Source organism: Actinopolymorpha sp. NPDC004070 (assembly GCF_040610475.1).
Lineage (GTDB): Bacteria > Actinomycetota > Actinomycetes > Propionibacteriales > Actinopolymorphaceae > Actinopolymorpha.
Genome location: NZ_JBEXMJ010000009.1, coordinates 104,880 through 117,410, shown reverse-complemented (window position 1 = coordinate 117,410; position 12,531 = coordinate 104,880). Strand labels below are relative to the sequence as shown.

Below are 12,531 nucleotides of genomic sequence, written 5' to 3'. Positions count from 1 at the left end.
GCACCGCTGAGTTCTGGGGCCGTGACTCCACACGGCCCCCGGACCCTCCACGGCGCTGACGAATGGATCACCTCGAGGAGTCGGTCTCCCGGAAGTAGGAGCGGATCACGTTCTCCGAACGGTTCAGGTGTTGCGCCAGCTTCGTCTGCGCTGTCCCGGCTTCACCTTCCACGACCGCGCGGTAGATCTCGCGGTGCTCCTTTGCTATGCCCTTGGGATTGATCAGGTGGCGGGTCTGCTTCACCACCATGCACAGGTGCGCCTCGCCGATGATCGAGTCGTACATCCTGAGCACCCGTGGGCTGCCGAGCCGTTCGACGAAGGCGTAGTGGAAGGCGATGTCGGAGCGCACTATCCCCTGAACCGACCCTTCCTTCACGGCCAGGTCGAACTCCGCCAGCGCCTTCTTCGCCGGTGCCGGGTCCAGCCGGCGTTCGGCCAGGTGGGCGACCGCCTGGCCCTCGATCATCAGGCGGCTCAGGTAGAGGTCGTGGACGTCGTCCTCGGTGAGCCTGGGTACCCGCGCCGACTTGTTGGCGGACCGGCGGAGCAGACCGCTGCTCACCAGTCGGTCGATGGCCGCCTTCGCAGTCGGTCGCGAGACGCCGTAGAGGTCGGCGGTCGCCTGCTCGTAGATGACTTCCTCAGGATCCAGCTGTCCGCCGAGGATGCGTTCGCGTAGGGCGTCGCACACAGCGTCGACCATCGACACGGTTCGCAGCGTCTCTCGCATACGTTCCTCCCGCTTGTGCGCGCCGATCCATGGTCGCAGAAGGATCGCCGCTACGGGTCGACGATGTCCGCAGATTGCCAGACATGACAAATTGACTGACAAACGTACGCGCAGTACGTTCCGAATCGATCTTGGGTTTTCGCGCTGTCGGAGAGTCAGGAGCCACGACGTGAGCGACAAACCGAACAGTGGCAGTCCCCTCTCCCTCGTCAGTCGGCGCCGTTTCGTCGGCGCCGGAGCGTTGGGCCTGCTCACCTGGACGTCCACCACGGCCTGCGAGGCGCTGTCCACCAAGCCCAACCAGAAGGGCGGTGGCAACGATGGCCCGGGTGCGCGAGGCGGCAAGGAAGCTCCCATGCTTGCCGCCAGGGTGAAGAGCGGCGACCTGCCGCCCGTCGCGGAACGCCTGCCGAGCACGCCGATGGTGGTGAAGCCGGTCGAGAAGGCCGGCACCTACGGTGGATCCTGGCGGATGGGCGTGACCGGCGGCTCCGGCTCCTTCTCCCAGCTGACCCGCTTCCAGGGGTACGAGGGTCTGGTTCGCTGGACCCACGACTGGAAGGCGACACCGGTCCCCAACGTGGCCGAGTCCTTCGAGGTCGGCGACGGTGGCCGCTCGTACACCTTCAAACTTCGTTCCGGGATGCGCTGGTCCGACGGGAAGCCGTTCACCGCCGACGACGTGATGTTCTGGTACGAGGACGTGATCCTCGACAAGGAACTGACTCCTGTCCCACCGTCGTGGATGCTGATCGAGAACCAGATCGGCAAGGTGGTGAAGGTCGACCAGCACACGGTGACGTTCCGGTTTCCCAAGCCACACGGGCTGTTCCTGCAGAAGCTCGCCCAGCCCGGTGCGGACGCCCCGGTGAGGTACGCCAGGCACTACCTGAGCAGGTTCCACAAGAAGTACAACGACAACGTCAACGAGCTCGCCAGGAAACATGGCGCTCCGGACTGGGTGCATCTCTTCCAGAGCATGGGCGGGATCGACGACGACAGCGTGCGCTACGCCGTCGCCAACCAGCCGTTGTTGCACCCGTGGATCTTCACCAAGGTTCCAGGTGGCGCCTCGGGCCGCGCGATCGCCGAGCGCAACCCCTACTACTGGAAGGTCGACCCCGACGGCCGGCAACTTCCCTACCTCGACCGGCTGGAGTACCGCTTCCTCGAGGGGGACAGCACCGACACGTTGACCCTCATCGCGGTCAACGGCGAGATCGACATGGAGGACCAGTTCTTCGCCGTTCCGGAGAACAAGCCCGTCCTCGCCAGAGGACGGGAGAAGGGCAACTACCGCTTCTACACCACGACCCCGGTTGAGCCGAACGTCGGAGCCATCCAGCTCAACCTGACCCACAAGGACCCGGCCAAGCGGAAGGTCTTCGGCAACAAGGACTTCCGCATCGGCCTGTCGTACGCCCTGAATCGTCAGGAGATCATCGACATCGTGCTGCTGCGGCAGGGCAAGCCGTATCAGGTGGCCCCGCTGCCGGGCTCGGAGTACTACAACGAAAAGCTGGCGACGCAGTACCTCGACCACGACGTCGCGAAGGCCAACGACCACCTCGACCGGGCGGGCCTCACCCGACGGGACCGAGCAGGCTTCCGGCTCGGTCCGGACGGCAAGCGGGTCACGATCGGGATCGACCTGGACAACGGGCGCCCCATCTTCGTCGACATGGCTCAGCTCATCCAGGCGCACTGGAAGGCCGTCGGTGTCGAGGTCCACGTCACCGCCATGGACCGGTCGCTGTGGGAGGAGCGCGTACGTACCAACGCCGACTTCGACGCCACGATCCACCGGTTCGGCGGCGGCGTCAGCGAGGCCGTGATCCTGGATCCGCGCTACTACTTCCCGTTCGACGGAAACTCCGTGTATGCCTCGGCCTGGGCGGCCTGGTATCGCCGGCTGCCCGGGGAGGAGCCGAGCGGACCGCTGGAGACACCGCCGGAGCAGGTTCGGCGACAGATGAAGTTGTACGACCAACTGACCCTCACGGTCGCACCCGATCGTCGCAAGCAACTCATGGACGAGATCCTGCAGATCGCCGCCGAGCAGTTCTACGTCCTGGGCGTGAGCGTTCCCGTCGACGGCTACGGCATCGTACGGAACGACTTCCACAACGTTCCTGCGTCGATGCCGAACTCCTACATCTATCCGAACCCGGCGCCGTCCAATCCCGAGCAGTTCTTCACCACGAGGCCGCGCTGACGCAGGGGCCCCAGGGGCCGCAGGGCCAAGGGAGTCACGGAACGCTCCGCGCCTCCTTGGGATGGGGCACCCGGCGCAAGCGTCAGCTCGGCTGCTGGTACTCGGCGAAGATCTGGTCGAGCGTGTTCCGGGCGTCGGCGGGCTCCGGCTCGCCGTCGCGCACCGCTCCGGCACATCCGGCTAGTGTCGTGAGTCGTGCTCAGTGCCGCCCTCACCATCGACGGTTACGCCGTGACGTTCACAAGACCGTCCCCGGCGTGACTTTTCGACCGGCGCCGCTAACGGCTCGTGTCGTCACCCTCGTCAGGACGCACCATCCGACGCAACACCAGCACCGAATGGACCGTCCATGCGGCTATGAGCAGCGACACCGTGGTCACCGCCAGCCACCACCACTCCGGGTCGATCAGCTGCAACGTGACCGCGACTCCCGCGACCGCCACCTGCCCCGCGGCGAGCACATACAGCCGTCGGAGCTGAGCACGCACATCACCACTTGGGCCCACAGCTCGCAGACTACGGCGTTCAGCGCCCCGATCAACGCACGACCGGTCGAATCCCTCCCGCTCCGCGTCGTCGAAGGTGATGGTCCAGTGCAACCGATGGAGTGCGCAGCACGCCCAGTAGCGCCGCATCACCATCGGATCGAGCGCGCGTGCCGGGCTAGCCGATCATGGTCTGAAGAGTGGAGATCGCGGCGCGTACGTCAACGTCGGCTTGCGGTGCCATCCAGGCGTACGCCGAGGTCGGGAACCGCGCGCGATACATCCCCGGATAGGCCAGCAGGTTGTCGCGGGCGTTCTGCTCCGGCGTGACACTTTCCCCTACGAGCAGCCGAGCCTGGTACGACAGCGCGATGCGGTCCGCGAGCCACTCGGGGACGCCTGCAGCCGGGTGTGGCTTCGCGCTTGCCGCGATGAGGAGCCGTTCGGCGAACGCGGCGCCGCCGTGTCGATCAGCCCTGGCCTCGAAGTGCGTCCAGTACCTGCCGAAGGAGCCGGCCCGCTCCCCCCAGCGTTCGGCGTCGACGAGCAGCTGCCGCGCGATGGCCAACCACGCCTGGATCCGGCGCCCGACAACAGCCGGGTCGAAGCCTCCAGCCCGTGCAGCCACCGGCTGTCGTCCATGCGTCGCTGAGCGGCCAGTGCTGTCCGCGTCCGAAGCTGCCGCCGAGCACGAGACCGACCACTCCGGGCACAGCGCTCAGGGCATCGAGGGCCTCCTCCGACCGCGCCGCCAGACGTTCCTTCCACAGCCGCAGCCGTGGATCTGTCTCCGTTGCCTCGTTCACCCGTCGCAGCGTGGGCCAGGCGCCGCATTCGGCACACGACGGTGACTCCCCTGAATTCAGGTCGCCCCGGCGGCTGAACCCCTGCTACGGTCCGGCACGTGGACTCGATCTGGGTGGGCGAACGGGTACGGGTGCGCGGCATCGAGCCCGAGGAGTCCCTGCTGCTGATGGAGTTCGACCAGGACTCCACGTTCATGCGCAACAACGACCACCTCCACCCGCCGCGATCGAAGGCCGGCTACCGCACGTACCTCGAGTCCGGCATCGGCACCCCGAAGGACGACGAGTTCGGCGCCGGCATCGAGTCACTCGCCGAGGGACGTCTGGTCGGCTGGTTCGGAACGAACAAGATCGACAAGAACTCCGGGGTCTTCTCCTACGGCATCGCGATCGGCACTGACTTTCAGCGGCGTGGCTACGCCGGCGAGACGATCATCCTGCTGCTGCGCTACATGTTCGGCGAACGGCGCTTTCAGAAGTGTGACGTCGAGATCTACGCCTACAACACGGCCTCGCTGAAGCTGCACGAGAAGCTCGGCTTCGTCGAGGAGGGCCGGCGCCGAAGGGGGCAGTACTTCGCCGGGGAGTACCACGACGTCGTGCTGATGGGCATGACGATCGAGGAGTACGCCGCGCGCCACTCCCTCGGTTCCGTCGAGTCTTCCTGATGTCCGGCTACAACCCCCCGTCTGGGCAGATCCTGAGGTGGGCCGAGGCTGCCGTCGGTACGAACGCACAGGTGGTGCGGGTTACGAGACTGACGGGCGGGCTGACCGCCGCCATGGACAGGCTGAGCGTGGTCGCCGGCGGCCGTGAGTTCGATGTCGTACTGCGTCGATGGGCGGGCGACCAGTGGCAGGACTGGGGCCCAGGACTCGTCGACCGTGAAGCGGCTGGGCTCCAGGCACTGGCGGACCACGGCCTGCCGGTCCCGCGTCTCCTGGCGGCTGACAGCTCGAGTGCACAGACCGGCGTACCGGCGCTGCTGATGACAGCTCTACCTGGTCACCCGGCACGCAGCCCGACGGACATCGCTGATGGCGTACGCCAGATTGCCACCGTCCTGAGCCTCGTTCACCGTGTCCCGGCAGAGAGGCTCGCGGCGACGGACCCGCACGGGTTCGACGAGCGCACAGTCCATGGGTGGACCCCCGATCTTGGGCTGGCCAAGGCCGCGAACGAGGCCGTCGCTGCCGCCCAGGAATCGGCCTGCCCGCCGGTCCTCGTGCACGGTGACTTCCAGCCGTTGAACATGCTGTGGCGAGATCGTGCACTGTCGGGCGTCGTCGACTGGGCAATGGCGGGCAGCGGCCGCCGCGAGACGGATGTGGGGCTGTGCAGGCTCGGGCTGGCCGTGTTGCTGGGCGCCGATGCCGCCGAGGACTTCCTGCGTTGGTACGAACACGAGTCGGGCATACGCGTGGATCCCGGCGCCGACCTCAGAGGGCTGCTCGCGTTCGGCCCGAGCTGGTTGGGGTTCGCCTCCGAACAGGTCCCGCGGTCCGCGCCGGTGGACCACCACTCCACGGCCGGTCAGGTCGAGGCCGTCATCCGGGCAGCCATCACCCGGCTCGGATGACTTCCAGTCCGCCCATGAGCGAAGGAGGACAACGTCGGAAGATCAGGTTCGGGCCGGCCGGCACGAGGGCGAAGGCGAGGTGCTCACATCGGGGTCAGCGGGGCATCTGCTCCTTGCCGTGATGGGACTTCATCAGCGAGACGTCGAACACATGCACCGCGGTCGCATTCTGCGTGCTACCGGTTGCGACCACGACCACCTGCTGTCCGTCCTTGATGGAGCCCATGCCGTTCGGGCCGGCGCTGACCATGGCGTCGGCGCCGACGGTGTAGTTTCCGCGGAAGCCGTCGCTGCTGCGCAACGTGATCTTGCTGGAGCTCACGCTCTGCACCGCGCCCCGCTGGATCAGCACGGTCTGGTGACCGCCACCTGGCTTCGCCATCACGAACTCGCCGTGCAGCACGCGTTCGAACATGCCGTGCATGCCACCCATGCCGTGCATGTCGTCGCGCGCCCCGACCTGTAGCGACTGCGCTGTCCGCGCGATCTGGGACTCCTGTGTGGCATTGCCCGCCACAGTCGAGCTGCCGGCTGCCGCGACGCCGCCGGTCGTGAGTGCCACCACGGCCACGCCCGACGCGAGGATCCCGGCGAACGAAGATCGGTTGATCTTCATGGGCGTACTCCCTTCTGTGTCAGGAGCTTTCAACCCACTCTCCACCATGCCTGGCCACTCCTCCACGGCCAGGGGTCCCCGTGAGCAAAGCCCCAAGGAGTGTCCGCGATCTCCGCGCACCTACGTGTAGGAACGTGCCTGCAGGGTGTACAGGTCGGCGTACACGCCTGCCCAGGCCATCAACTGGTCGTGGGTGCCGACCTCGGCGAGCCGGCCACGGTCGACGACAGCGATGAGATCGGCGCTGCGCACGGTCGAGAAGCGGTGGGAGACAAGGATGGTCACGGCACCGCAAGCTGTCCTTGCCTGTCCCGCGGCCGTGTAGCGAGCGAACAGGTCGTGCTCGGTCTGGGCGTCCAGGCTCGCGGTCGGCTCGTCGAGGACGAGCACAAGTGGCTTCGTTCTCATGAACGCTCGTGCCAGCGCGAACTTCTGCCACTGACCGGTCGACAGGTCCACACCCTCGTCCCAGGTGGTGCCCAGCTGGGAGTCGATCCCTCCCGGCAGGGTGGCCACCACGTCGGAGGCTCCGGCGTTTTCCAGCGCTCGCCCCACAGCGGCGCGGTCGTCAAGGACGGGTAGACGGCCGACACCCACCGTGTGCTGGGCGGTGAGCTCGAGGCGGGCGAAGTCCTGGCACGCGGCGGACAGTCGTAGCCGCCAGGCAGCCGGGTCGATGGTGCGCAGGTCGGTCCCGTCGACGAGGATGCGGCCACGGGTGGGTTCGTACATCCGGCTCAGCAACTTGACCAGCGTCGTCTTGCCCGAACCGTTCTCACCGACCACGGCAACCACCGTGCCGGCCGGGATGTGCAGGGAGAAGTCGCGTACGACCCACCTGTCGGTGCCGGGGTAGCGGAACGACACGTTCTCGAAGGTGACTCCACCCACGAGAGCGTCAGGCACCGGGCCGTCCTTCGGTCCGCGCGTCGCCTCGGCCGCGTACTCCCGCAGCCACACCATCCGGCCGGCCGCGCGCAGGTCGCCGGCAACGCCCGACATGGCCTGGATGGGTGCGACGACCTGCCGCTGGATCCGCTGGCTCAGGTACACCGCCATCACGACGTCGCCCACGGTCGCTTCGCCACGACCGGCGCGCCACAGAACGAAGATCACCGCACCGCAGAGCGCCGCTGCGAACAGCACGTCCTGGGCGATGCCGAGGAGCGCGGCCCGCCGCTCGACCCGCAGCAACGGACGGCGGGCGTCCAGCCATGCCGTACGGAACCGGTCCACCACCTCCTCGGTCAGCCCGAAGACCCGAAGCTCCATGCCGGCGTTCCGGTCCATCGGCAGCCCGCGGAGGTGACGCGCCAGACGGCTGGGCGCGGCAGAGACCTCCTCGGCCGGCTTGGACCAGCGTTGCCGCAGGGCCGCGACCGGTATGGCCGGCAGAGCGAACAACGCGACGACCACCACCCAGGGGCTCACCACTGCCAGGACGACGATCGCCACGACGCCGGAGACGGCCGCGTGCGCCGTCCAGATCAGTGAGTTCAGGGAGTATCCGAGCCGGCCCTGGCTCTGCCGCAGGAGTTCGAGCCGGTCCTGGAAATCGGCCCGCTCGTGGTGATCCAGCCCGGGAAGCGCCGCGGACAGGGTGGCGATCTCCTTGTCCAGGGCGAACCCGACCTCCTCCATCAGCCGTACCCGGATCCACGAGCCCGTCCACGTGCCGACGAACCACAGCCCGCGCATCACCGCGATGCCCGAAACTCCGGCAAGGACGAGACGTCCGTCGGAGCCGGCCACGCCGTCGACCAGCAACTTCAGGCAGTACGCCACGACAGGGGCGGCCACCATCCCCAACGGCTCGATCACCAGTCCGAGGACGCGCTGTCGATCGGTCTTCAGAGCCACCCCCAGCAACAGGAGAAGCCCACGCCACTGGTCACGCACCGCCGTGCACCTCCGAGGTGAACCGCTGCGCCTGCAGGGCGTACATCCGCGCGTATCTCCCGCCGGTGGCCACCAGGTCCTCGTGGGTGCCGGCCTCGGCAACTCGGCCGTCATGGAGAACGACGATCCGGTCCGCGTGCCTGACGCTCGACAGGCGGTGGGACACCAGGATCGTCGTCACGCCGGCGGTGAGCTCGAGGAACCGGTCGAAGAGTTCGGTCTCGGCCCGTACGTCGAGGTTCGCGGTGGGTTCGTCGAGGATCAGCAGCCCGGCACCCGCACGGACCGAGACCAGCGCCCGCGCCAGCGCAACCCGCTGCCACTGTCCGCCGGACAGGTTCACACCGCCTTCGTAACCTCCGGCGAGGACCGTGTCCCAGCCTCGGGGAAGGTCGGCCAGCAACTGGCCGCCGCCCGCCGCGTTCAGACACCGTTCGAGTTCGCGATCGCCACCACGAGGGCGACGACTGCCGAAAGCCACGTTGTCCCGCAGCGTCAACTCGTACTTGACGAAGTCCTGGAAGATCACTCCGACCCGTCCCCGCGCCGACACCGGGTCCAGGGAACGGTCGAGGACGATGCGGCCCGCGTCCGGTTCGTACATCCCGCACAGAAGCTTGATCAGCGTCGACTTCCCGGCACCGTTCGACCCGACGATCGCCAACGACTGCCCGGCGTTAACCTGAAGGTTCAGCTCGTCGAGCACCGGCCGGTCACGGCCCGGGTAGGTGAACCGCACCGAGCGGAGATCGATGCTCATTGCTCCGGACCGCGCCGACTCCTCCTCCGCGTACTCACTCGGCCCCTTCTTCTGGTGGACTCCGGAGGTGTGCTCGAGCCTGGCCCGAACACCTTCCACCAGCGCGGCCACCTCCAGTGAACGAGCGAGCCACCACGGCACGTCGCCCAGCATCCCCAGGCTCGACGTCGCCAGTGCGGCCTGGCTGAAGACGACCACAGCGCTCGCGCTCGCCTCGCCGTTGCTCGCCGACCAGCCGAGGACACCCAGTACGACGGCGTGGGACGCCACGATGGACGCGACCACGGCCGCGGTGAGCCAACGGTTGCCACGCCGGCTGTGCCAGATCTCTGCGAGTACGGCCGACTGCGTTCTGGCGTAGTGACCGACGACCCACTCCGCGAGCCCGAAGATCCGCACTTCCTTCGCTGCCGGGGCGTCGACCGCAAGGCCACGAAGGTATTCCGCTCTCCGAAGACGTTCTCCGCCGGCGCTCCTGCCCACCGTGACGCCGTTCGTGCTCACCTTCGTGTAGGACCAGCCGGTGAGCCACCATGCGGCTGCCAGCACGAACGGCGCCCACCAGCGGAACCTGAGCAGAACGACGAACGCCGCCAGACCCGTCACCCGACTGGACACGACGACGAACAGGCTGCTGACGGCAGCGTGGAAGAGACCACGCTTGTCCGCTTCTTCCAGCCTCGCCAGGTCGTCGGCGACGCGGGGATCCTCCACGGACGCCAGACCCGGACCCGACAGGACCGACCGGGCGACCGTCTCGTGGACGGTCAGGCCGAAGCTGCTCTCCAACGCGCGCTGGAAGTACGCCGACGCCTTGCCTGCCACCGAGCTTGCCGCGAACGTGCCGACCACCACGAAGGTCAGCAGCGCGGCGTTACGGCCGTCCGCCGATCCCAGTCCGTGGGCCACGGCATCCGGCACCGCGTCGATCAGCGCACCTGTGGCCAGGATGACGACGAGCGGCAGGAGGCCCACGGCGGCCGCCAGGCCGGCAAGCACTGATGCGGCCGTACGGTCCGCGCGCCACAGCAGGCCCAGAAGAGCCGACCAGGCGTGCAGTCGTCGTGCGATCCACCGTTGAGTTGCTCGCATGCCCCCGCCACCTCGTCCTGGACGCCGAGCCAGTCTGGGCGTACGGGACGTCAAGAACAAGTCTTGTTCTCAGTCCTTCGCGCGTGATGGAATTAACACTGCCGCGAAAGGCGCAGCCACTCTGCTGCGCGCCGAGTCATGACGGCTTTCACCTCTCCCCGGTGACACCGAAATCGCGACTCACCGTCCGAAGGTGGTCGCACCGAGCCGTGTACGAGATCCTCTGAACCACCTAGCCTCCCTGAAAAGGAAGGCGGTTCCCATGCGCGGAGATCGCTCGGACGACGCTGTCGAACGGACCCCGGAGCACGAGCAAGACCTCTCGGGCCTGCGTAACCCGTCACGGCGGCAGCTGATGCGTGCCGGCGGGATCGCGGTCACCGCCGTCTTCACGGCCGGCTGCGACATGCTGTCCACCAAACCCCAGGCGAAGCGTGGTGCCGCCGACGGGGAGGGTGGCGTCTCGGCGGCCGCCAAGGAAGCGCCGGAGCTGTCCCGGCGGGTCAAGGCCGGCGACCTCCCACCACTGAAGCAACGCCTGCCCACCGATCCCTTGGTGGTCACGCCGCAGGAGCGGATCGGCACCTACGGAGGGCAGTGGGACCTGTTCGGCGACAGTCCCCCTGCCGCCGGCGGTGCAGAGGTCTACTACGAGTGGCTGGTCCGGTGGAGTGCGGACTGGAAGAAGGTGATCCCCAACGTCGTTCGCTCCTGGGAGATCGAAGGCGCAGGGCGGCAGTACACCTTCCACCTGCGCAGAGGCATGAAGTGGTCGGACGGAAAGCCGTTCACCACCGAGGACATCGCCTTCGCCTACGAGGATGTGGTGCTCAACAAGGAGCTGTTCTCCGCACCGCCGTCCTTCTTCGTCACCGCCGACCAACCGGCTCGGCTCGAAGTGCTGGACGAACACTCGTTCCGGTTCGTATTCACCATGCCGAACGGCCTGTTCCTCGAGCAGCTGGCCTCCAACGGTGCGCACGTGCTGACGATCTGCCCCAAGCACTACTTCAGCCAGTTCCATCCCAAGTACAACAAGAACATCGGTGAACTGCTGAAGAAGGAGAAGACCGACCACTGGTACCAGCTCTTCGCCCAGAAGGGCGGCTCGCAGGGGTGGATCGGCAACATCTGGCAACCGCAGGTTCCGCTGCTGACGGCGTGGCACACGACCAGCGTCACCCAGCAGGGCACCCGCATGATTCTCGAACGCAATCCGTACTACTGGAAGACCGACCCGCAGGGCCGTCAGCTCCCCTACCTCGACCGCATCGTCCGGCACGTGATCAGCGACCAGGAAGCCGCACTGCTGCGGGCGATGGACGGGGAGTTCGAGTTCCTCTGCCCGACGTTCTACAACCCCAACCTCGGTACGCCGAAGAACAAGCCGGTGCTGGCGTCGAACCGGGACCGCGGCGGGTACGAGTTCGTCGAGGGGCTCGACTCGACGATGAACAAGACGGTCATCGCGTTCAACCTCAACCACCCCGACCGCAAGCTGCGCGAGGTCTTCCAGAACCGCGACTTCCGGATCGGCCTGTCCCACGCGATCAACCGGAAGGAGATCATCGCGGCGGTTTACCAACGGCAGGGTGAACCCTGGCAGGCGGCCCCGCGCAAGGAGTCGGAGTTCTACCTCGAACGCCTTGCCATGCAGTACACGACATACGACCCCAAGCTGGCCGACCAGCACCTGGACAAGGCCGGCTACACCCGCCGCGATCCTCAGGGCTTCAGGCTCCGCCCGGACGGAAAGCGGCTGACGTTCAACGTCGATGTGATCACCGAGGAGCCGACCCAGATCGACGCCCTCCAACTCGTCCGCGGCTACTGGGAACGCGTCGGGGTGAAGATGAACCTCTACTCGATCGACCGTTCGCTGTACTACACACGCAAGGACGCCAACAAGCACGATGCCAGCGTGTGGACCGGCGACGGCGGCCTGCGGGACGGGATCGTCGATCCGCGGTGGTACTTCCCGGCCAACAACGAGTCGAACTTCGCACTCCAGTGGGCGACCTGGTACACCAGCCGCGGACGGAGCGGTGAGAAGCCGCCCGAGCCCGCGCTGCGCCAGATGAAGCTGTACGACCAGATCGGTGAGACCGTCGACGAGACCCGCCGACGCGAGCTGTTCATGGAGATCCTGCGGATCGCGGCGGAGGAGTTCTGGGTGCTGGGCACCGTCCTTCCGGTCGGGACGTTCGGCATCAAACGCAGGAACTTCCACAACGTGCCGAAGTCGATGATCGCGTCCTGGCGCTACCCGACCCCAGGCCCGACCGCGCCGGAGCAGTACTTCGTCACGTCCTGAGTCGCATCAGCACGTGCACGGATAGCGCAGTC

General features: G+C 67.1%; 10 protein-coding genes. 4 read left to right on the top strand and 6 right to left on the bottom strand.

Features of this window, described 5'->3' with window-relative positions; genetic code table 11:
• Positions 1-67: 67 nt before the first annotated feature.
• Positions 68-733: a GntR family transcriptional regulator gene (locus ABZV93_RS17680; RefSeq protein WP_354936868.1), complete on the bottom strand. Its 666-nt coding sequence runs from the start codon at positions 731-733 to the stop codon at positions 68-70.
• A gap of 169 nt (positions 734-902) precedes the next feature.
• Here ABZV93_RS17680 and ABZV93_RS17675 point away from each other — a divergent pair, with 169 nt between their 5' ends.
• A complete protein-coding gene (locus ABZV93_RS17675; protein ID WP_354936865.1) occupies positions 903-2,948 on the top strand; it encodes an ABC transporter substrate-binding protein in 2,046 nt (681 codons plus the stop codon).
• Positions 2,949-3,226: 278 nt separating this feature from the next.
• Here ABZV93_RS17675 and ABZV93_RS17670 read toward each other — a convergent pair whose 3' ends face one another.
• Complete coding sequence (locus ABZV93_RS17670) at positions 3,227-3,436, bottom strand: hypothetical protein (RefSeq protein WP_354936862.1); 210 nt, start codon at positions 3,434-3,436, stop codon at positions 3,227-3,229.
• A 175-nt stretch (positions 3,437-3,611) separates the two neighbouring features.
• Positions 3,612-4,061 carry a hypothetical protein gene (locus tag ABZV93_RS17665; RefSeq protein ID WP_354936859.1) on the bottom strand — a complete coding sequence of 150 codons (450 nt, stop codon included), beginning with the start codon at positions 4,059-4,061 and terminating at the stop codon, positions 3,612-3,614.
• 276 nt (positions 4,062-4,337) lie between these two features.
• Between ABZV93_RS17665 and ABZV93_RS17660 the strand changes: the two genes are divergently transcribed.
• Positions 4,338-4,907, top strand: coding sequence for a GNAT family protein (locus ABZV93_RS17660; RefSeq protein ID WP_354936856.1), 570 nt, complete (start codon positions 4,338-4,340; stop codon positions 4,905-4,907).
• Complete coding sequence (locus ABZV93_RS17655; RefSeq protein WP_354936853.1) at positions 4,907-5,818, top strand: phosphotransferase; 912 nt, start codon at positions 4,907-4,909, stop codon at positions 5,816-5,818. The genes ABZV93_RS17660 and ABZV93_RS17655 overlap by 1 nt, the downstream gene beginning before the upstream one ends.
• 94 nt (positions 5,819-5,912) lie before the next feature.
• On the opposite strand, the gene ABZV93_RS17650 is transcribed toward ABZV93_RS17655, so the two are convergent.
• The 3 genes from ABZV93_RS17650 to ABZV93_RS17640 form a co-directional block, all read right to left on the bottom strand.
• On the bottom strand, positions 5,913-6,434 hold the full coding sequence (locus ABZV93_RS17650; RefSeq protein ID WP_354936850.1) for a hypothetical protein: 522 nt from the start codon (positions 6,432-6,434) through the stop codon (positions 5,913-5,915).
• A 120-nt stretch (positions 6,435-6,554) separates the two neighbouring features.
• A complete protein-coding gene (locus tag ABZV93_RS17645) occupies positions 6,555-8,333 on the bottom strand; it encodes an ABC transporter ATP-binding protein (protein WP_354936847.1) in 1,779 nt (592 codons plus the stop codon).
• Positions 8,326-10,185, bottom strand: a complete 1,860-nt coding sequence (locus ABZV93_RS17640; protein WP_354936844.1) for an ABC transporter ATP-binding protein — start codon at positions 10,183-10,185, stop codon at positions 8,326-8,328. Before ABZV93_RS17640 ends, ABZV93_RS17645 begins: the two co-directional genes overlap by 8 nt.
• Positions 10,186-10,447: 262 nt before the next feature.
• Between ABZV93_RS17640 and ABZV93_RS17635 the strand changes: the two genes are divergently transcribed.
• Entirely contained in the window at positions 10,448-12,499 is a 2,052-nt protein-coding gene (locus tag ABZV93_RS17635) for an ABC transporter substrate-binding protein (protein ID WP_354936841.1), read from the top strand.
• The last annotated feature ends 32 nt before the right edge of the window (positions 12,500-12,531 follow it).

Excerpts from the sequence above, each read along its gene's own strand:
- ABZV93_RS17650 (WP_354936850.1), bottom strand. The coding sequence starts at position 6,434 with ATGAAGATCAACCGATCTTCGTTCGCCGGGATCCTCGCGTCGGGCGTG.
- ABZV93_RS17635 (WP_354936841.1), top strand. The coding sequence starts at position 10,448 with ATGCGCGGAGATCGCTCGGACGACGCTGTCGAACGGACCCCGGAGCAC.
- ABZV93_RS17680 (WP_354936868.1), bottom strand. The coding sequence starts at position 733 with ATGCGAGAGACGCTGCGAACCGTGTCGATGGTCGACGCTGTGTGCGAC.
- ABZV93_RS17640 (WP_354936844.1), bottom strand. The coding sequence starts at position 10,185 with ATGCGAGCAACTCAACGGTGGATCGCACGACGACTGCACGCCTGGTCG.
- ABZV93_RS17655 (WP_354936853.1), top strand. The coding sequence starts at position 4,907 with ATGTCCGGCTACAACCCCCCGTCTGGGCAGATCCTGAGGTGGGCCGAG.